The 19,864-nt window shown below is 70.0% G+C and carries 18 protein-coding genes and 1 tRNA gene; 11 read left to right on the forward strand and 8 right to left on the reverse strand.

Annotated elements, in window-relative coordinates:
- Window position 1: 1 nt before the first annotated feature.
- A complete protein-coding gene (locus OG599_RS19960; protein ID WP_327177334.1) occupies window positions 2-340 on the reverse strand; it encodes a hypothetical protein in 339 nt (112 codons plus the stop codon).
- A gap of 460 nt (window positions 341-800) precedes the next feature.
- On the opposite strand from OG599_RS19960, the gene OG599_RS19965 reads away from it, so the two are divergent.
- From OG599_RS19965 to OG599_RS19975, 3 genes are all read left to right on the forward strand, one after another.
- On the forward strand, window positions 801-950 hold the full coding sequence (locus OG599_RS19965; RefSeq protein ID WP_327177335.1) for a hypothetical protein: 150 nt from the start codon (window positions 801-803) through the stop codon (window positions 948-950).
- Window positions 951-1,176: 226 nt separating this feature from the next.
- Window positions 1,177-1,722: a GNAT family N-acetyltransferase gene (locus tag OG599_RS19970; RefSeq protein ID WP_327177336.1), complete on the forward strand. Its 546-nt coding sequence runs from the start codon at window positions 1,177-1,179 to the stop codon at window positions 1,720-1,722.
- A gap of 59 nt (window positions 1,723-1,781) precedes the next feature.
- On the forward strand, window positions 1,782-2,330 hold the full coding sequence (locus OG599_RS19975) for a GNAT family N-acetyltransferase (protein WP_327177337.1): 549 nt from the start codon (window positions 1,782-1,784) through the stop codon (window positions 2,328-2,330).
- 229 nt (window positions 2,331-2,559) lie between these two features.
- Here OG599_RS19975 and OG599_RS19980 read toward each other — a convergent pair whose 3' ends face one another.
- The gene (locus OG599_RS19980) at window positions 2,560-3,078 is read right to left on the reverse strand and encodes a hypothetical protein (RefSeq protein WP_327177338.1); all 519 of its coding nucleotides are present in this window, start codon (window positions 3,076-3,078) and stop codon (window positions 2,560-2,562) included.
- Window positions 3,079-3,398: 320 nt separating this feature from the next.
- Window positions 3,399-3,471, reverse strand: a tRNA-Arg gene (locus OG599_RS19985).
- Between the two features lie 493 nt (window positions 3,472-3,964).
- Here OG599_RS19985 and OG599_RS19995 point away from each other — a divergent pair.
- Window positions 3,965-5,608 carry a hypothetical protein gene (locus OG599_RS19995; protein WP_327177339.1) on the forward strand — a complete coding sequence of 548 codons (1,644 nt, stop codon included), beginning with the start codon at window positions 3,965-3,967 and terminating at the stop codon, window positions 5,606-5,608.
- A gap of 57 nt (window positions 5,609-5,665) precedes the next feature.
- On the opposite strand, the gene OG599_RS20000 is transcribed toward OG599_RS19995, so the two are convergent.
- The 4 genes from OG599_RS20000 to OG599_RS20015 form a co-directional block, all read right to left on the reverse strand.
- Window positions 5,666-6,466 carry a nucleotidyltransferase domain-containing protein gene (locus tag OG599_RS20000; RefSeq protein WP_327177341.1) on the reverse strand — a complete coding sequence of 267 codons (801 nt, stop codon included), beginning with the start codon at window positions 6,464-6,466 and terminating at the stop codon, window positions 5,666-5,668.
- Window positions 6,466-7,563 (reverse strand): histidinol-phosphate transaminase, encoded by a 1,098-nt coding sequence (locus OG599_RS20005; RefSeq protein ID WP_327177342.1) that lies wholly within the window; start codon window positions 7,561-7,563, stop codon window positions 6,466-6,468. Before OG599_RS20005 ends, OG599_RS20000 begins: the two co-directional genes overlap by 1 nt.
- Window positions 7,564-7,639: 76 nt before the next feature.
- Window positions 7,640-8,464, reverse strand: coding sequence for a class II aldolase/adducin family protein (locus OG599_RS20010; RefSeq protein WP_327177343.1), 825 nt, complete (start codon window positions 8,462-8,464; stop codon window positions 7,640-7,642).
- Between the two features lie 536 nt (window positions 8,465-9,000).
- Window positions 9,001-9,612, reverse strand: coding sequence for a dTMP kinase (locus tag OG599_RS20015; RefSeq protein ID WP_327177344.1), 612 nt, complete (start codon window positions 9,610-9,612; stop codon window positions 9,001-9,003).
- A gap of 723 nt (window positions 9,613-10,335) precedes the next feature.
- Between OG599_RS20015 and OG599_RS20020 the strand changes: the two genes are divergently transcribed.
- The 7 genes from OG599_RS20020 (at window position 10,336) to OG599_RS20050 (ending at window position 19,341) form a co-directional block, all read left to right on the forward strand.
- The gene (locus tag OG599_RS20020; RefSeq protein ID WP_327177345.1) at window positions 10,336-11,607 is read left to right on the forward strand and encodes a hypothetical protein; all 1,272 of its coding nucleotides are present in this window, start codon (window positions 10,336-10,338) and stop codon (window positions 11,605-11,607) included.
- 87 nt (window positions 11,608-11,694) lie between these two features.
- Entirely contained in the window at window positions 11,695-12,918 is a 1,224-nt protein-coding gene (locus OG599_RS20025) for an argininosuccinate synthase-related protein (protein WP_327177346.1), read from the forward strand.
- A complete protein-coding gene (locus OG599_RS20030) occupies window positions 12,912-14,618 on the forward strand; it encodes an ATP-grasp domain-containing protein (RefSeq protein WP_327177347.1) in 1,707 nt (568 codons plus the stop codon). The genes OG599_RS20025 and OG599_RS20030 overlap by 7 nt, the downstream gene beginning before the upstream one ends.
- Before the next feature lie 136 nt (window positions 14,619-14,754).
- Entirely contained in the window at window positions 14,755-16,020 is a 1,266-nt protein-coding gene (locus tag OG599_RS20035) for a lysine N(6)-hydroxylase/L-ornithine N(5)-oxygenase family protein (RefSeq protein ID WP_327177348.1), read from the forward strand.
- Window positions 16,021-16,098: 78 nt separating this feature from the next.
- Window positions 16,099-17,055 carry a fatty acid desaturase family protein gene (locus OG599_RS20040; protein ID WP_327177349.1) on the forward strand — a complete coding sequence of 319 codons (957 nt, stop codon included), beginning with the start codon at window positions 16,099-16,101 and terminating at the stop codon, window positions 17,053-17,055.
- On the forward strand, window positions 17,052-18,395 hold the full coding sequence (locus OG599_RS20045) for an MFS transporter (protein ID WP_327177350.1): 1,344 nt from the start codon (window positions 17,052-17,054) through the stop codon (window positions 18,393-18,395). Before OG599_RS20040 ends, OG599_RS20045 begins: the two co-directional genes overlap by 4 nt.
- A complete protein-coding gene (locus OG599_RS20050) occupies window positions 18,382-19,341 on the forward strand; it encodes a GNAT family N-acetyltransferase (RefSeq protein WP_327177351.1) in 960 nt (319 codons plus the stop codon). Before OG599_RS20045 ends, OG599_RS20050 begins: the two co-directional genes overlap by 14 nt.
- A 28-nt stretch (window positions 19,342-19,369) precedes the next feature.
- Here OG599_RS20050 and OG599_RS20055 read toward each other — a convergent pair whose 3' ends face one another.
- Window positions 19,370-19,720, reverse strand: coding sequence for a hypothetical protein (locus OG599_RS20055; protein WP_327177352.1), 351 nt, complete (start codon window positions 19,718-19,720; stop codon window positions 19,370-19,372).
- Window positions 19,721-19,864 lie beyond the last annotated feature (144 nt).

The raw sequence follows: 19,864 nt of genomic DNA on the forward strand, positions 1-19,864 counted from the left end.
ATCAGAATCCGCTCTCGTACACGGACGGGTCGACCGGGTTGGTGTACGGCCGCCAGCCGCCGGGAGCGGGCGCGGAGTAGCGGACGGGCTGCGTTGGCCTCACCGGCTGCGCGGGCACTGCGGGGCGTACGGCGCCGGGTGCGGGCAGCGGAGGTAACTCCCGCCAGCCGGGCAGGAAGTACTTCGCGAAGCTGATGTCACGGGCGGCCGCCTGCCTCAGGGCGAAGGCGGCGAGGGCCTGGACTCCGGTCCGCTCGATCAGGGCTTCGACCACGGACCAATCGGAGGCCGCGAGGCTCCAGCGTACGAGCACTCCGGCGGTGGTGAGCGCGTCGACCAACGGGCGGGCTCCGGTGGGGATCCCGGGGCCGAGGCCGTCGAGTGCGGGCGCTCCAGCTTGCTTGCTTTCACTCCTGGTGGGAGTGGTCTGGTTGAGGGGTTCGGATTCCGGACCTTTTGGGGTCTCGTTCTCGGACCCCTCCGGTCCGGATTCCGGACCCCCGGCCCCTTCCGTACCGGTCCGGGTTCCGGACCCCTGCGGGCGCTCAGGGGTCTCGTTCCCGGACCGGTCGGCGTCGCCCACCGGTCCGGATTCCGGACTGGTGGCAGTCGGCACGAGTCGTGCGTGACCGATGGCAAGCGGGAGCTGATAGGTGGCCGCTCGACATCTGCGTGCGCATGCACGCCATGAGCGTCGGTTCGGGCACGACGGTGTACGCGCACGCCGCCTGTGCCGAGCAGCACGGAGTACCCGCCCTCTACCGACTCCTGCCCGAGGCCGGGACGGAGGTGGTTGCCCGATGACGAGCCCCACCGAGCGGCCCTCCGCTGGGGAGCAGGCGTACCGCGCGTGGCTGGCGCACACCGCGACGTGCGCGACCTGCCGGGTCAGCGCGGCCTGCCCCATCTCGGTACGCCTCGGCCGCTTCTGGCGAAAGGCCCGCCGGTGACCTTCCCCCGCTACTGCGTCGACTGCGACCGGACGATCAGCGGCAACGCGATCGTCATCGCCGAAGGGCACTCCGCCTCCGGCGCTCGCCATGACGCGCACGCGCATCCGCCGGGCGACCCGGAGTGCACGGTTCGGCGGGCGTCACCGTCGATGTTGCACCAGGTGCTCGACGCGCTTCCGCCGACCGCCCGCCGATGTCAGCATCACCTGCGACGCTCCTGCGCATGAAGCAGAAGATCATGCCCGCTCTCACACGGATCACAGAGATGCACGAGGTCTCTTCCGACCTGAGACGTCAGCTCGTCGACTGCTGGATTGCGGTGACGAACACGGGCGGGGCAGCGGGGTTCCCCTTCCCGCCCGTCTGCGAGAACGACGTCGAGCCAGTCGTAGACGAACTTCTCGGACATCTCGACCTGACGCGCAGCCGTCTTCTCGTGGCCAGGTTCGGGGAAGACCTTGCCGGATGGGTCGTCCTCAGGTGTGATCCCTTCCGTCTCGTCGCGCACTGGGGGTCGGTCCACCACCTCCAGACCCATCCGGACTTCCGCGGCCGTGGTGTCGGCTCCGCTCTGATGCGGGAGCTGCGGAGAGTTGCCCGTGACGAGCTCGGGCTTGAACAACTGCGTCTCGCGGCCCGGGGCAGAGCGGGGCTGGAGGACTTCTATGGCCGTCTTGGGTGGCGGGAGGTGGGCCGCTGGCCCAGCGCCCTACGCTTCGCGTCCGACGACACCCGGGACGAGGTCCTGATGCTGCTTTACCCGCTCTGACCGACACTTTTGTCGACGATTCTCAACAGCGATGGGAGGTCGGCGGGCAGGATGGGTGGATGGAGCAACCACTTGACGTGCCCGAACTCGCAGCTGGTGCGGGGTTCAGTCTTCGGCCGTGGCGCCTTTCGGATCTTCAGCTTGTCCGCGAAGCGTCCGAGGACGACTACATCCCGCTGATCACGACGGTGCCCTCGCCCTGCTCGGAGTCGGCAGCTGTCGCGTTCGTCGAGCGGCAGTGGGGTCGGGCGATCGCGGGGACCGGGTATCCGTTTGTCATCGTGGGCGCTGATGGCCGGCCGGTCGGGAACGTGGGGCTGTGGCTGAAGGACCTGGGGCAGGGCCGGGCATCGTTGGGCTACTGGGTCGTCGAGTCGGCGCGTGGGCAGGGGGCGGCCGTAGCCTCGGTCGGCGCCGTCGCCGACTGGGCCTTGAGCACCTTGCGGATTCCTCGGCTCGAGCTGTATGTCGAGCCGTGGAACACGGGTTCCGTGCGCACTGCCGAGCGGGCGGGGTTCCAATGTGAGGGGCTGCTGCGGGGCTGGCAGCAGGTGGGGACCGACCGACGCGACATGTTCGTGTATGCGCGGCTGAACACGGAGCAGTGATGTCGCTGGGCCTGCCCGCCGCTCAGGCCGACAGGGCCGGCGCGACGGGTGGGACGCGGACGCCGGTTCAGCCGGCTCTGGCTCGACGAACCGCTCCAGCTCCTCACTTGCCCCGCCCGTGCGGCGGGCTTCCGTCGGAGGGTGCAGGATGCTGCCGGCTTCGACGTCTGTCCGCAGTGGCCCCTGCCGGCGTCGGGACCAGGGCGACAAGGGCCGTCAGCCGGAACAGTCAGGAGATGCGGCTCATTATGTAGGCGGTGCCCACCCTGTCTTCCTCGGCGGAGTCCGCCTGGATCGCGAGACTCGGCCCGGCCGTGGTGAAGTCGAACCCGTTCGTCATCGGCTGCGTGCAGTCGACGCGCTCAGCTGTCCTGGCGGTGCCCGAGACGACCGTGAAGGTGACCGTGCCCTCCCCCGCGCACGCCACCTCCACTCGCAGGGCCGTGCCGGACTTGATGGTCGTGTCCAGACTCTCCCCGGGCACCGCGAGGGAACCGGACGAGACCAAACCCTCCTCGCCCGACTCCAGGCGCTCCGCCATGTTGAGCAAGTCGCGGGCCTCCTTGTCCAGCTGCTCCCTGCCGGACGGGGAGAGCGGTTGCGCTGTGGGCGCCGCGGCGGAGCTCGCTGCCTTCTCGGACTGCGAAGCCTTGGACGGCGTAGGGGAGTCGGAACAAGCGGATGCCATGCCGGTAATCAGCGCGACGGCAGTCAGAGTGCTGCCGGTGCGGAGGGTGAAGCGGTTCATGAGGTCCCCCGAAGTACGCTCAGAAGTCGAAGCGGGTGCACAGAACAGAGTGATCATCCGGTGCGGACGCCCGCGTCACCTCTGCCCTTTGGGCGTCGGTACCAGGTTGGTACGGAGTTTCGACGCGCTTCCCCCGCGAGGGACCGTCCCACGGTGGCCGCAGGCCGTCATCGTCAAGTGACTTCATGCGAGGACAGGCGGCCCACGAAGGCCGGCCTGGCGACTCCGGCCGGGCCGTAGTGGCGCGCGGGTGGCACGGCCGTGATCATGAGAAAGGCCAGTTCGGGAGGATCACGCCTCCGAACTGGCCCTTCGTGCTGTGCCCCCGGCAGGATTCGAACCTGCGACACCCACTTTAGGAGAGTGGTGCTCTATCCCCTGAGCTACGAAGGCGGGGATCTGTCGGTACATGTGCCTAAACGGTTCCGCACGCGAGACCGTTCCTGACACGCTTCGGACAGGTTGGCGATCGGCCGGTGAGGGCCGGTTCACCGCCGTCAGTGTAGCGGGTGGCGTGCTGGATGTTCCGGGGATGCGCGTTGCTGGGGATCTTGGACTCTGTTCGGGGCCGTGGGGGAAGTAGGCCCGAGTACCCAGGACCAGCGCCCGATGGGCGTCTGATCACCCACGGGCTGTGTTCCAGTACGGCGGCGAGCGCGTCCCGGCCCACAACCCCTGCGGGGACACCTGGGGCGCGACCGTGCGGGATCCGGACGGATACCTGGTGGCCCTGTCGACCCGCACCTGGGGCACGCGGGGCGGCGTTACGCCTTTCGGCTCATCACCGCGGACCCGCGTCGGCCACGGCTGAAACCTCACGGCGGGTGGGGGATTCTCGGGCGGAGGCGGGCTGGGTCGTTCAGCCCGCAGGGTCAAGAGGAGTGCGATGAGCAAGGGTCCGCAGACCACGGACGGCGCGCGGGTCGCATCGGGCGGGGGGAGTGGCCTGGTCCCGCAGGAAGGGACGGTCAAGGCCCCGTCGGCCGACACCGTCCCGCCGACCGCTGTCCGTCCCGCCCGTCCCGCCCGTCCCGCCCGTTCCGCCCGTTCCGCCCGGTGGGCCAACCGGTTCCGGTGGACCGAGCGGTCACGCTGGTCCCGCAGGCCCCGGGGCGAGGTGGCGGTCGCCGCCGTGGCCGGTGCGTTCACGCTGGCCCAACTCCTTCTCGTACGGCCGGGGATGGGGCTCGGCTGGGACGAGTCGGTGTACGTCAGCCAGGTCGCCTCCCACGCCCCCGCCTCGTTCTTCAGCGCCCCGCGGGCCCGCGGCGTTCCGCTGCTGGTGGCGCCGGTCGCCGCCTGGTCGTCGTCGACCGCGCTGCTGCGGGTCTACCTGGCCGTGCTGTCCGGCCTCGGACTCTTCCTCGCGCTCCGTGCCTGGCGGGGCGTCCTTCCCGCCCGGGTGCTCGCGACGGCGGGCGCCCTGTTCGCCACCCTGTGGGTGACGCTCTTCTACGGCCCTCAGGCCATGCCCAACTACTGGGTCGCCGTCGGCGCCCTGGCCGGTACGGGCTGCTTCCTGCGCGCCGGGGCGGACCGCTCCGACCGCGCGGCCCTGTGGGGCGTGGGCCTGAGCGCGGCCCTGATGGCCTGGATGCGTCCCATGGACGCGGTGTGGGCGGTCCTGCCGCTGCTCGTCCTGGTGGCGTGCGTACGGCAGTGGCGCCGCCCGGCCCTGCTGGTGGCCCTGGGCGGCGGTCTCGCGGCCGGGGCGGTCGAGTGGGTGATCGAGGCGTACGCCGCCTACGGAGGGCTCGCGCAGCGCCTGGCCGACGCGTCCCGTATCCAGGGCGGCCTCGGCTGGAACGTCGCGGTGGTGGACCAGCTGCGCGCGCTGGGCGGGCGCACCCTGTGCCGGCCGTGCGCCGGTGCGGTGCCCCCCGTCGCGGAGACGCTGTGGTGGCTGGCTCTGCCGGTGCTCGCCGCTCTCGCGGTCAGGGGCGCCGTCCGTGCGGGGCGCCCGGCCGTCACGCTCGTACCGCTGGCCTGTGCCGCGTCGGCGGCCTTCCCGTACCTCTTCCTGATCGGCTACGCGGCACCCCGCTTCCTGATGCCCGCCTACGCGCTGCTGGCCGTCCCGGTCGCCGGACTCGTGGTGCGCGCGGTGCGGGCGCCCGGGCGGGCGGGCCGGCCGCTGACCGTGACGCTGCTGGTCCTCGTACTGGCCGGGCACCTGACCGCGCAACTCGTGGTGCTGCACAACACCGTGCGCCGCACCACGGCGGCCCGGCAGGAGTGGGCCGCCGTCGCCGACGGGCTGCACCGGCTGGGCGTCCGCCCGCCGTGCCTCGTCACCGGCAAGGAGTACGTCCCGATCGCCTTCTACGCGGGCTGCTCCTCCGCGGCGGCCGGCGGCCACGACGCCAACACCACGACGTCCGGACTCCGGCGGACCGCCGAGCGGCTGCCGACAGCCGTGCTCGTGGCACCGGGCGGCCGACTGCCCGGCTACGCCCGGTCCTGGGTCCCGCACCGGATGGGCGGCCTGCGGGTGTACGTCGGCCCGGCCGGCCGAGGTGGTGACCGGTGAAGGGCGGCTCGCCCCGCCGGGCCGGCGCGCCCGCACCACCCCGTCGGCCGCCGCCCGTCAGATCCCCAGGTCGTCGATGAAAGCGATCTTCGGCAGTTCCAGGGGATAGATCCGCGACCTCTCGACGGCGATCCACCGGATCAACGACTCGATGGATTCGATCGCGTCGTCGGGATCGGTGAACCCGGTCATGAGGCCGAGTACGTTCCGTGCGGCGCCCGCCATTTCGGGGTGGTACTTCTCGAATACCTCGCAGCACATTTCCGGGTCGCGCGTGTATGTCTGATGCCGCTCGGCGACCAGTTCGAGGCAGGCGCGGAGCACGCGTTTCACGAGGCGCATGATGAGCGTCCGGGTGAGGGCTTCGGAGGCGCCGGACATGGCGCTCGTGACCGTTTTGAGGTCAAGTTCAAGATTGAACAAATGGCTGAAGGCTTCCGCGTCTATCCGGTACGGGGCGATCCGCGGCGCGAAGTCCTCCCCGTACACCAGGGCCGACTGCGTTTTGATGTAGAAGCCACTTTTCCGGTCGGTGAGTACGGCCGTCGCGGACGTGATGGCGAGATCGATGTCGACGACGACCGAGTGCCGGCTGAGGGTGCGTTCCACGGCCTGCCGTATCCACGGCCGGTCGAAACCGCGCTCCTGGTACGTCACGGCTATCAGGTCGAGGTCCGAGCGGCCCCACTGGGCGGTTCCGGTGGCCACCGAACCCCTGAGATAAACGCTGGCGAGGTCCTCGTAGCGCGACTGGCATTCGTTCACCAGACTCTCGATGAGGGGGCGCCATTGCGGGCCCACCTTTTCGGCGTCGGCGAGATTGACCAGATGGCCGTCGGAATCGAGAGGAAGGAACACTAGTCGGTCCCCGCTGACAGCAACGTGCCCGCCGTGGCCGCCACTTCGAGGAACCGGTCGTTCTCCGCCGCGGTTCCCACGGTGACACGGGCGGCCTCGGGGAAGTCCCGGATGAGGACCCCGCCCGCCTTGCAGTGCGCCGCGAAGGCGGCCGGCTCGGCCATGGGGAGCCAGAAGAAGTTCGCGTGGGACACCGGGGTCCGGGGCACGAGCGCCTTCAGCACCGGGTACATCCGGGCGCGTTCCGCGGTGACGAAGTCGACACGGCGGCGCGCCTCCTTCTCCTGTTCGAGGGCGGCGAGCGCGGCGGCCTCGGCGAAGGTGCTCGTCGCGAAGGGGGCGAGCAACTTGCGCATGGCGGTGGCCACTTCCGGGGCGGCGGCCAGCCATCCCAGACGTACGCCGGCCAGGCCCCAGGCCTTCGACATGGTGCGCAGGACGACCACGTTGCGCCGGTGGCCGTACTCGACGAGCCCGTCCGGGACGTCGGGGTCGGTGACGAAGTCGCCGTACGCCTCGTCCAGGACCACCAGTACCGATTCGGGGACCGAGTCGATGAACTTCGTGAGCTCCGCGCGGGTGACGGCGGTGCTGGTGGGGTTGTTGGGGTTGCAGATGAGCACCACGCGGGTGTCGGCGGTGATCGCCGCCGACATCGCGTCGAGGTCCTGGCGGAAGTCGTCGGTGCAGGGCACCTGCACGGGGCGTACGTGACCGCCGACCGCGGCGACCGGATACGCCTCGTAGGAGCGCCAGGGGAAGACGAACTCCTGGCCGGGCTCGCACACCGCCTTCAACAGGAGTTCGAGGAGGTAGACGGAGCCGAAACCGGTCACGATCCGGTCCGACGTCACACCGTGGTGGTGGGCCAGGGCGTTGCGCAGGGCCACGGCCGCCATGTCCGGGTAGCGGTTGGTGTCCCCGGCGGCGGCGACGACGGCCTCCACGACACCGGGCAGCGGGCCGAAGGGAAGCTCGTTGAGCGCGAGTCTCGCGGCGTCGGGTGCCTGCGGGGCGCCGCTGCTGTCGAGCGGGATGGGGCTTGGCAGGTAGGACGGCAGGGCATCCAGTTCCGGCCGTGTGAGCTGCGCTTTCAACGGTCCTCCTGAGACGGGTGAACTCCGGTGCGGGGACGGGGTGCTGACGCCGGCGGGGATCGGGTCGGCCGGGGTGTCAGACCGCGCTGGGCACGGGCACCACGGGCATGCGGGAGGCTTCGGTGGTCCACACCCCGTCGACGTGCTCGATGAAGTCGTAGAGCGGCTTGAACTGCTCGCGCGCGCTGTCCTCGGACGCGACATAACGCTGCGTCTTGAGGGCGACGTCGTGCGGGATCGGTTCCAGCGGCCCGAGCCCCGCCGACAGCACCTGCGCCTTGCACGCCCTCTCCAGGGTCAGGTAGCGCCAGGCCGCCGCCTCGACCGAAGCACCGACGGTGAGCAGGCCGTGGTACTTGAGGATCAGGTTGTTGAACCCGCCGAGCGCCTCGGCCGTGGCCCGGCCGTCCTCGAACGTGTGGGGCAGACCGCCGAACTCGTGGTCCACCGCCTGGTCCTGGTAGAACGCGCAGGTGTCCTGGCTGGTGATCGGGAGAACCCTCCCGGTGCTCGCCCAGATGCGCCCGTACGGCGAATGGAAGTGCGAGGAGGCCACCACGTCCGGCCGCGCGGCCTGCACGCTGGAGTGCAGCACCAGGGCGCCAATGTTCACCGGGTGGTGTCCCACCAGCACATTGCCCTCGTAGTCGAGCAGGACGAGGTCGTCGACGTCGACCATCGACAGATGGACCCCGACGGGGTTGACCCAGAACGCGTTCGTCACCTCGGGGTCGCGGACCGCGAAGTGCCCGGCGAAACCCTCGCCCTCGTCGTAGCCCCACCGCGAGAAGAGGCGGAGTGCGGCGATCAGTTGGGTCAGCCGGTGCTGCCGCTCCTCAGCGGTCGACCGAATGATCTCGGGACCGTCGGAGTCGTTCACCAGGACGATCGAGCCCTTCATCGTGTATCCCGTCGTTGTTGGGTGGTTTGCCGATTACCGATGTGCCGATGTGCCGATGTGGGACGTGCCTGGTCCCCGCAGCCGCGGGCATCGGGACGGCCGCTGCGGGGGCGGGCTCGGGGGCGTGTTCCTGCCGGAGCGAAGGCGGTCACGTGGGAGGGGGCGTGCGGGGCGGGAGACTCAGGCGCACCCGCGTCTCCGCGTACCGGAGCCCTGTGTGCTGGAGCCCTCGCGTACCGGAGCCCCTGCATCCCGACATCCGTGGATCTCTGTGCCCGTGCGCGTGCCCGGCCCGTACGCGGCCCCGTCCCCGGGCTGCCGTCCCGGGGAAGGAGGTTCACCACCGCCGGGCCGCCACCGCCGGGCCGCCACCGCCGGGCCGCCACCGCCGGGCCGCCACCGCCGTGCCGCCGGCACCGCACGGCGGCGGCTGCACAGTGGTGGCGGAGGTGCGCGTCGGACCGCCGTCGGTGCGAGGCGGCCGAGCGAGGCGTGCCCGCCGTCCGGCGGGGCCTCGGCCCGGCCGGAAGGGCTGCTCAGGCGAGGGAGGCGTTCGCGAAGATGTCGGGGAACGCGTCGACGATGGCCTGCCTCATGGCCAGTTGCACGGTGTCGAAGTCGCCGTCGCCCGGCACCGAGACGAAGTCGGCGAACTCGGGGAGGCCGAGGTAGGCGTCCCGGAAGGACTCCAGGAAGTCCGGGTCCTCCTCATCGATGCCCCGCACGTTGATGCGGCGCACCGCTTCGGCCGGGGAGACGTCCAGGAAGATCGTGAGGTCCGGCTTGGGCGCACCTCCGAGCAGCCTGCGCAGGAAGTCGACGCTGCCGACACCCTCGGCCTTGGCCAGGGCGTACTGGCAGTAGACGTAGCGGTCGACGATCACGACGTCCGGAGACGTCGTGAGGGGCTCCGCGAGGAAGGTGACCCGGGCCAGCTGGGAGCAGGAGGAGATGAGACGCATGGTCTCGCCGCCGATGAGCTCCAAGTGGTCGGCGACACCCTCCTCTTCGGCGATGGCGTTGAGCGCCTTGCGTACGGGGGCCATGGTGAGGCTCCGGTGTGCCTGGCCCGGGATGCCCTGGGCGCGGAGCCATTCACCGAGCATGCGCACCTGGGTCGACTTGCCGGCTCCGTCCAGTCCCACCACGGCGACGAGTCGCCCGGTTCTGGATCCCGGCCCGGCAGGGTTTTGCTGTGCGCGCACTTGTACCGCCTAGTGAATCGTTCCGTCGCCGAAAAGTTGACGCCTGCCGTGCGGCTTTCGTAGGGGAACGCGAAAATCAAAGATGCCGAACCATGAAGATGAATCCATGGTTCTGAAGTCGTGACCCCCCGCCGACACCTGAGCGAACCTAGGTCCGTATCAGCCACGTTGTAAACCGCTTCTTCGATCGCGTCTCGGGTAATGAGACGGGAGGGGGTGAGAAGCATGCATCAATCCGATTTGTTCTGGATCTCCGCCCGAAAGTCGCTGGCTTGAAACGGGGTGCGTGCTAGCGTCGGCGCCGGTCGAACAGGGGGTTGTGGGCTATGTGGGGACAGAAGCCCCATGGGGGTAACTCGCCGTCATCTGAGGTGAGTTGTATGTGCCCAGTGATCGAACTGCGGCCGGCGTGCCGGATCTGCGCGGGTATTGACGACCAATGCCTGGGCTGCCTAGTGTGCTCCCTCATTGATTATCCCGACGGTGGCCGGGCGCATGGTTCCCGTTTTGCCGCCAGTCGACATGGGTTTTCCATTCCGAATTCTCGCAGTGTCGCGGGACCGGCCCCAGTCATTGACTTCCGGGCTGCTCGGGCATTCTCATAAATCCCAGTCCGTCGGCCCGTGATCACCTTTTCCGTGTCCGACCACTTCATGAGGAGTCGCATTGACAGCGCAGTTCTCCGCCGACGGCGGGGGGATCGGCACGGCCGTCGCCAGGCGTCTCGTACTCGCGGACGCCGCCCACCAGTACACGCTCGCGCCGGTCGCCGACGCCCCGGTGCTCGTCGTGGAACTCGCGCCCGAGGAAGGCGCCGGCACCCGCGCCTCGGAGTACCTGCGCCGGAAGGACACCGTCGCGCGGGCGATCGCGGTGGTGGACGCCGAGGGCGGGGCCAGTGATCTCGCCGTACCGGCCGAGCCCCTGGCGGCCTGGGCGGGCACGGGGCTCGACGAGGCGTTCGTGGACCACCTGCGCACCGCCCTGCCGTCCACCGGCCGGGCGCAGGAAGCCGGTTCCGTGGACGCGGCACTCGCGGCGCTCGGCCCCCTCATGCTGCTCCGCACCCACGCGGGCGAACCGCAGGCCCATACGGAAGTACTGATGTGCACCCGTATACGGACCATCGGTGCGGTGTTCGTCCGCGTCGCCAGGTTCGACCACGCGGCCGACGCGGGCGTCGCCGAGCTCTTCGCCTCGGCGTTCAAGTACCGCACCGAACTGGAGGACTTCGTCCGGGTCGAGGGCAACGCCTACCTCGGCTACGAGAAGGACATCGAGATCGAGGAGAAGGTCACCCTCGTCGACGACGCCGCCATCTGGCCCCTCACCAAGAGCCTGTGGACGGCCGTCGAGAAGGGGGACTTCCCCGGGTTCTTCACCGACCCCGGATACGAGCTGAGCCGCTGGCACTTCGTCCAGTACAACTTCGAGGTGCTCGCCCCGGACGACGAAGTCGGCCATTACGCATTCCAGTCGCGTGCAGACGGCACGTACCGGCTCAAGATGAAGAAGTTCGCGAAGGACTCACTGCGGCGCATCGAGACCTTCCGCAACGGCCTGGAGATTTCCGGAGAGGACTTCGAGGGCTACCTCGCCCGGGAGTTCCCCGAGTTGAGCTTCAGGCGGCTGCCGGGGCTGCGGCGCACGAAGTTCGACATCAACGTCCAGTCGGCCACCACCGGGCACTGCTTCGGCATCGAGACGGACGAGATCACCCTCAGCGACGGCTCGGGGCGCAAGATGCGGCAGGTGGAGACGGAGTACCTGGAGACCCGCCGGCACTTCGGCATGGACGGGACCTCGATCGACTCCGAGCTGAGCCGTCTGACCAGCCTGGTCGAGGCGCACCTGGCGGACCTCGGCATCGCCGCCAGCCGCGGTCTCTACTCGAAGCTGTCCTTCCTGCGCGACAGCTCCCGGTCCGCCGAACTCTGACGGCCACGGACCCGCCGCGGGGCAGATCGCGGCGGCCGTGACCGCCCTTTCCTGCAGCATCCGGCTGGACCGTTAAGGACGTGCGGCGTGAAGACAAGCAGAAGGGGGATCCGGTCCTTTCGCGACATCGCGCAGAGCGATGTCGACGTCAGGCGCCCCATCGTGACGCTGTTCAGCGGCGGGCTGGACAGCACCTACCTCCTGCACCGCCTGGTGCAGGCCGGTGCCACCGACGTGCACGCCCTCAGTGTGGGGGTCGGCGGCGACGAGAGGCCGGAGCAGATCCAGCGGATCGCCGACCGGCTGGGGGTACGCCTCCACCTGGTCGACGGCCGGTCCGTGTTCGTGGAGGAGTTCGTCAAGCCCGCGATCGCCGCCCACGGCGTGTACCTGGACACGCACCCCGTCAGCTCGTCGCTGAGCCGGCCGCTCATCGCCCGTACGGCCGTACAGCTGGCGCGGGAGCTGGACGCGGGGATGATCCTGCACACCGCCAACCGCTCGCAGAACACCCTGCGCAGGTTGAACGGCGCGCTCGGCCAGCTCGGATTCCAGGGGCACTTCGGCACTCCCTACGACCTCGATCCCGTGGACCGGGAGATGAAGATCAAGGAGTTGGGGGCCATCGGTCTGGACGAGATGGCCGAGCGCTCGGCGAGCGGCGACTCCAACCTGTGGTGCCGCGAGTTCGAGTCCGGAATCCTGGACGACCCCGAGAACCACCCGGTGCCCGAGTCCTACTACCGCTGGAGCGCGAACCGGGGGACGCCCGACGCGGAAGACCTCGACGTGAGCTTCCGCGCCGGTATCCCCGTCGCCGTCAACGGGCGCGAACTTCCGCTCGCGGACGTCGTCGAGTCGCTGAACCGGACGGTCGGGGCCCACGGCCTGGGCCGCTACACCGGCCTGGAGCACCTGGCGGGGGGAACCAAGGTCCTCGAAGTGCGGGAGATGCCGGCGGCCTGGCTCCTGCTGGCGTCCCGCCGCCACCTGGAAACGGCGGTGCTCGACGCGGAGGCCCTCAGGGAGAAGATCCACATCGAGCAGATCTGGGTCCGCGAGGCGCTCGAAGGGCGCTGGTTCGCCGGTTTGCGGGCCGCCTGCCAGGCATTCGTCACCTCGCTCGCGGAGCCGGTCAACGGAACCGTGCGCTGGCGTCTGGCCGGCAGCAGGACCTCCACGGTCTCCATCGTCGCCGACGAGCCCATGTACGTACGCAACCGCGAGGACTGGGAGCAGGCATCCATCAGGGAAGAGCTGTCCCACCTGGGCGGAGCGTCGACCGAAGAGATCGGGAGCGGACAGTGGTAGGGACCCAGCGGAACACGGAGCCCGGCGCCGGGCGCCTGGTCGTCATCGACGCGGACGTGCGCACCGCCCGCGCCGCGCACGCCCTCGACCGGCCCCTCGTCCTCGTGCAGCGCCCCGGCTCTCGCGTGGACGAGCTGGTCGACGACTTCTCGGGCTACTACAGCGTCGACTTCGCGGGGGAGGGCTTCGAGGAGTTCGTCAGGGAGATCCTGGTCCCGCTGGCCCCCACGGCCGTGGTCTCGCTCAGCGACGAGGGCGCGCGGGCGGCCACGCTCGCCAACTCCCTGCTCGGCACGGACGGCACCCGGGTCGACGAGGCGCACCGCCTCCTGGCCGGCACGTCCGGCGGTGAGGCATACGAGGCCGGTGGGGCGTACAAGGCCGGTGGGGCGAACGGGGCCGGTGGGGCGAACGGGGCCGGTGGGGCGAACGGGGCCGGTGGGGCCGGCCGGGACGACGGGCGCGGGGAGCGGGCGGCGTCCCCCTCCGGGCAGCCCGCCGCGCTGTTCATCAACAACCACCCGTACTCCAACTTCAACCGCGGTGGCGTCTACACCCTGCCGACCTCGGAAATCGACATCCACATGGCGGCCCGCACCCAGATCGACGGCGGGGTCACGGGATTCGCCGACCACCCCCTCGACCACGTCGCACTGTGCGAAGCCAACGAAGAGGACCGCTGGCGCGAGATCTGCGAGTGGATCCTGCGCAACCACCCCATCAGCCGGGTCATCGCCGTCCACGAGCGGGCGGTGCTCCTGGCGGCCGAGATGCGCTCGAAGTTCGGCCTCACCGGGATGGACCTCGACACGGCGACGCGCTTCCGCGACAAGGTCCGGATGAAGGACGCGGTCCGGGCGGCGGATGCCGCGACCGTCCCCGACTTCGCCCCGCTCGACACCGTCGAGGACCTGGAGAAGGTCGACTGGAGCACCGGCCGCAAGGTCATCAAGAGCCGTACGGGGCTCGCGGCGAAGGACCTCTACATCGTCGAGACGCTGGAAGAGGCGCGCCGCGTCGTCGGCGGCCTCGATCTCTCCGGCTCGCACTACGAGGTCGAAGAGTTCGTCAAGGGCCAGATCTACCACTGCGACTCCGTGGTGCGCGACGGGACCGTCGTCTTCCGCAGCGTCGGCAAGTACCTCGCCGACCCGGCCAGTTACCAGCCGGGGTCCATCTTCGGCACCGTACTCGTGGGCGAGGGCGAGCTGGTCCGGCGCATCACCGAGCTGAACACGCGGGTGCTGGCCGCGCTGGGACTCAAGGACGGCACCACACATCTGGAGCTGTTCCACACCGAAGCCGACGAACTGGTCTTCTGCGAGGTCGCCGGACGGCCGCCGGGCGGCATCATCCCCCCGGTCATCCAGGCGCAGTACGGCTTCGACATCGTCGAGACGCAGATCCGCATCGACGCCGGACTCGACATATCCCTGGGCACCGCCCCCGAGCCCGTGGACGGTGCCGGCACAGCCGGGTTCCTGGCCTTCTACCCCGGCGGCGGCGAATCCCGGGGCATCGACCCCGACCGGCTTACCTCTCTCGGCGTCGTGGAACACCTCACCCACCGCGGCGCCGGCAACGGACGCGGAGGCGTCAGGCACTCCACGGACTTCCTGGACTCGTACGTGATCAAGGCCGCCGACGACGAGGAACTGATGCGGCGGATCGCCGCCATCCAGGACGAGTACTGGCGGTGACGGCACCGGGACGAACGGCGGCGACCGCGCCGCCGTAGGTCCTGCTCGCGTGCGACGTGACCAGTACGTGCGGGAGCGGTCTGTCCGCGTACGACGCGACAGCAGCGCGCCCCGACCGATGAGCGAAAGATGTGACATGCCTGACTTCGACCTGATCGGCATCGGCACAGGGCCGGCGAACCTGAGCCTCGCGGCGCTGTCCGAGCCCTTCCCCGAGATCCGATCCCAGTTCCTGGACGCCAAACCGGAGTTCCGGTGGCATCCCGGCCTCATGCTGCCCGACTCCCAGCTGACCGTGACGTACTTCAGGGACCTCGTCACGCTCGTCGACCCGCGGAGCCGGTTCTCCTTCCTCAACTTCCTCGTCGAGACCGGCCGGGCGTTCAGGTTCCTGGAGGCGAACGGGATGAGCTGCTCCCGTCGCGAGTTCGAGCAGTACTTCCAGTGGGCCGCCGAACAGCTCCCGTCCCTCCAGTGGGGAAAGCGCGTCGAGTCCGTGTCCCTGACCGACGACGGATTCCAGGTCACCTCCGAGGGAGGCGCCACCCGTACGGCCCGCAACCTCGTCCTCGGATCGGGGGCGGAACCCCGCCTGCCCGACTTCGCGAAGCCCTTCGAGGGCGAGCGGGTGGTGCACAGCAGCAACCTGACCGTGACCCGGCCCGAGTGGAAGGGGCGCCGGGTCCTCGTCGTCGGGTCGGGGCAGAGCGGGGCCGAGGTCGTCAACCACCTCATCTCCGACGAGAACAACCTCCCCGCGTCCCTCACCTGGACCTCCAGCCGTATCGGCTTCCAGCCCCTGGACGACTCGCCCTTCACCAACGAGTGGTTCTCCTCCACCTACGTCGGCTACTTCAACGGACTCCCCGCCGCACGCAGGGCGGAGATCATCCGCGAGCAGCAGGACGCCGGCGGCGACGGCATCACCGACGAGCTGCTGGGCTCCGTCTACCGGCGCCTCTACCACCTCGACCACGTCCTGCGGTCCGAGCTGCGCCACCAGCTCCTGGCCTCCCGCCGGGCGGTCGGCCTGGAGCAGCACGGCTCCGAGATCGTGGTCGACCTGCACGACGTGAACCGCGGTGACGTCGAGCGGCTCCCGGTGGACCTGGTGATCTTCTGCACCGGCTACCACAACCCGGTTCCCGGATATCTCAAGCCGATCCAGGACCAACTGTCCATCGAGGACGGCGCCTTCCAGGTGCGGCCGGACTACTCCCTCGAACTCGACACTCCGGGGGACCACCGCATCTACGTCCAGGGCTTCGCACAGAGCAGTCACGGCATCAACGACACGCTGCTCAGCCTCGCCTCCTGGCGCAGTGCCCGCATCGTCAACTCCGTGCTCGGCCGCGAGGCGTACCGCGTCGACGCGGGCACCACCACGGTGGCCTGGCGCTGAAGAAGCGGGCCGCCCGCCCACAGCGGGTGGGCGGCCCATGGCCGGGCGGTTCTGTGAGTCGTTGTTACGAGGGAGATCATGAGTACCGGTGACACCGCAGTAAAGACGCTGTTCGAACGGACGAGAGTCTCACGCAACGACGAGCTCGTCTTCGTGGCGAAGCTGGGCGTGGCCCTGCTGCTCAGCTGCCTCGGCGGGTTCCTCGCCCTGACGTCCGGCCCGCTCGGCGCGACCGTCGGCGTTCTCCTGCTGGCCGCGATGTACACGCACATGGTGGAGCTGCAGCACCAGTGCCTGCACCACTCGGCGTTCCGCCGCAGCTCACTGCACCGGCCCGTGGGGTTCCTGCTCGGGCTGCCGCTGCTCTCGGCGTACAGCCACTACCGGGTCCAGCACCTCCAGCACCACAAGTACCTCGGTACGCCCGACGACTCCGAGTTCTTCGGCTTCGACACCCGTGCGCCGCTGACCTGGGGGGCCCTCCTGCGGGGCACGCTCAGCCCGGCGCGGCTGGTCCAGGTCGCGGTGAACGTCCTCAAGAGCTGCCGGGGCACCTGGGTGTACACCATGGGCCAGATCGCCGACCGGTCCCGTCGCCAAGTGATCGCCGAATACCGGGCGTTCGCCCTATGGGTCGTCGGAGCGGTGGTCCTCTCCCTCACCGGATCCGGCCACGCCGTCCTGGTGCTGTGGGCCGTCCCGCTCCTGCTGTCGATACCGGTGCACTTCCTCCTCGAACTGCCGGAGCACGTGCTCTGCGACAACGACAGCACCGATGTGCTGCGCAACACGCGGACCATCAGCGGCAGTTGGTTCAGTCAGTGGTTCACCAACGGCAACAACTTCCATGTCGAGCACCACGCGTCGATGGTGGTCCCGATCAACCGCCTCCAGGAGCGTCACCCGGTGGCCAAGGAGTACGCCACGCACACGGACGACAGCTACGTGACCTTCTACGCGAAGATCATGAGGGAGGCGAACCGCAACCGCAGGCAGCGCCGCGCGCTGGGCACGGCCGTCGAGGCGGACTCGTGACCGCGCCCCCGGAGCCCACGGAGCCCACGGAGCGCGAGGCCGTGACGGAGCCGGCCGCGCTCAAGGACACGCGTGTGATGCGCGTGCTCGTGAGCTCCGCGATGCTCTCGAAGGTCGCGGACTGGCAGATGGGCATCGTCATTCCGCTGGCGGTGCTCGCGGAGTCGGACTCCGTCGCCCTGGCCCTCGTCTCGTTCGCGCTGCGCGGTGTCTCCTACGTCGGCTCACCCTTCCTGGGGGCCCTCATCGACCGGTTCGACAAGCGCGCGATCTACGTACTCGCACAACTCCAACAGGCCGTGTGCATGGTGCTGTTGGCGGGCCTGCTGGACAGCCGGATCTCGGTGGCCGCGCTGGTGCTGCTCTCGGGCATCGGCGGGGTCGCGAGCACGATCACCGGCCAGTTCGTGCTCATCCCGAAACTGATCAGCGGGCCCGCCCGCCCCGTGGCCGTCGCCAAGCTGAACTCGGCGATCGAGCTGTCGAAGGTGATCGGGCTGGTCCTGGGCGGTACCGCCTTCGGCGTCCTCGGGCCGGCCTCGGCCTCGCTCTTCATCGCCGTCCTGTACCTGCTCTCCGCCGCCGTCGCACTGCTGCTGCCCAAGGTGGCGTCCAGTGGCCAGAAGATGGACATCCGCCGGGACCTCGCGATCGGGTTCCGCTGGGTCGGCCGCCACGAGATCCTCTGGCTCGTGGTGACCATGTCGATGACAAACCTCGCCATCGGCCAGCTGGAGCCCGTGCTGATCACCGAGTTCGGCGATCAGGGAATGAACACCACCGTGATCTCCGTGGTCATGGCCGTCGGACTGCTCATGGGCGCTCTCGCCAGCCGGCTGGCGCCCTCCCTAGCCCCCTCCCTGAGCCCCGAACGACGCATCCTGGCCGCCCAGATCATCGCCTTCGCCGGCCTGGTCCTGGTGGCCACGCCGCCGCTGCCGGTGCGGCTCGCCGGATTCATGGTGGAGTGCTTCGCCGTCGCCGTGAGCAACGTCGCCTCCATCACGTACCGGCAGGAGACGATCCCGGACGAGGTGGCGGGCCGGGCCAACGCCACGATCCGTATGTTCATCACGGGCGCCTCCCCCCTCTCCGGGTTCCTCTTCGCCTGGGCCAGCCGGCTCGACGGGTTCTGGTACTGGCTGCCCGCACTGGCCCTGTGGGCCGCCGCGATCGTGATCTGGGCCGTCTACACCCGCACCGGCGGACGGCAGGCCCAGCAGCCGGAGGCCCCAGGGGCGGACGACCAGCGGGCGGGCGATCAGCGGGCGGACGAACAGCGGGTGGACGAACAGCAGGCGGACGACCTCGAAGGAGTCACCACCCGTGGAGATCACTGAACTGGACCACGTCGTCGTCGCCACGGTGGACCGTGACGAGGCCGAGCGGCACGCCTGGAAGGAAGCGGACACCCCGGTCGACATCGTCCGGCTCGACGGCTCCGAGGAGCTCGACGAAGCGACCCTGGCCGAGCTGGGATTCGTGGCACGCCCGCAGTGGATCAACTGGTGCGCTCCCGTACGGGACTCCGCGACGGAGTTCGAGTCCGCGCTCCCCGGCACCGAGCGGCGCAACATCCGCCTCGGTCGCCGCTACGTCCAGGACGAAGGACTGCGGGTCGACGTACGGGCCGGACTCACTCCGGAACTCCTCGACGAGTTCCTGGAGGTGTACGACCGCCAGATCGAGGCGATGCCGCGCGGCAAGAACTACGCGCGCCGCTCGCGCGAGCGCCTCCTCGCGGTGGGGGACGAGCTCGTCAGCGTCTGCGTGTACGAAGGCGACCGGATGATCGTCGGTTCGCTGTGGTGGATCCGCCCCGAGCCGTCCGTACTCCAGATGCGCTTCTCGGCGGCCTCGGCCGACGCGCGCGCGAGCCGGGTGATGCGGGTCGCCTACACGGAGGCGTTCCAGTTCGCCCGGGACAACGGGCTGGTCCACGCGTCCCTCGGCAACGACCCCTCCCTCTTCGGGCACGTCGTCCAGCCCGGCCTGTTCACGTTCAAGAGCCGCCTCGGCTTCGCCCCCGTCCCCTCCCACGTCCTCGACCCGAGACTCGCGGGCGAGCACGCCGACCGGTTCCTCTCCCTGCGCGCGCTCTCCGATCCCGCGCTCGTGGTGACCTGGGGACGCCACCGGGGCGCACCACCGTCGTGGCCGCAGGCCGCGCAGGCCCCCGGCCACGACCTCCTCGTCCTGTCGGCCGCACCGGACGAGGCCCTGATGGGCCGGTTCCGTACGAGCGGCTTCCGGGAGACGCGGTCGGTGGTGGTGGGGGGTCCCTGAACGCTGCCCCCGTGCCCCCGGTGACGCCTCACCCCAGCGCGGCCTCGCACTCCTCGCACCGCCGGACCGCCTGCCGGTCCGTGTTCCCCTCGGTCGCGGTCGCCGGACAGCTGCTGCCCAACCGGTCCCAGAGTCCGGCCGGCGGGTCGGGGATCCAGCCCCAGCGCGGGGCGGTCACCAGCTCCTCGGTCAGGTACGCGCACGCTCCGGGAAGGTGCGCGTAGCGGCGCGGCGAGATGAGGATCGTGTCGGCGGGGAAGGTCCGCCACTCCCGCCGGGGCGAGGCGACCGGGCGCTCCCTCGGCGGGGAACCGTCGGGCGGGCAGGAGCAGCCCTGGCCGATGACCAGCTCACAACGGTCGCAGCACTTCTGTCGCACGTGTCTCGCTCCCACCTCGCGCCGGCGTCCTTATCGGGGGACGGGCGGTTCGTCGCATTTCCGGAAACCCTGGCGACCGGTAGAACGCCCGCGCGCCGGGGCGGTCACGGTGCGTTGCTCCTCCGGGGGGCCTTCCGTCCTCCG

This window comes from Streptomyces sp. NBC_01335, assembly GCF_035953295.1.
GTDB lineage: Bacteria > Actinomycetota > Actinomycetes > Streptomycetales > Streptomycetaceae > Streptomyces.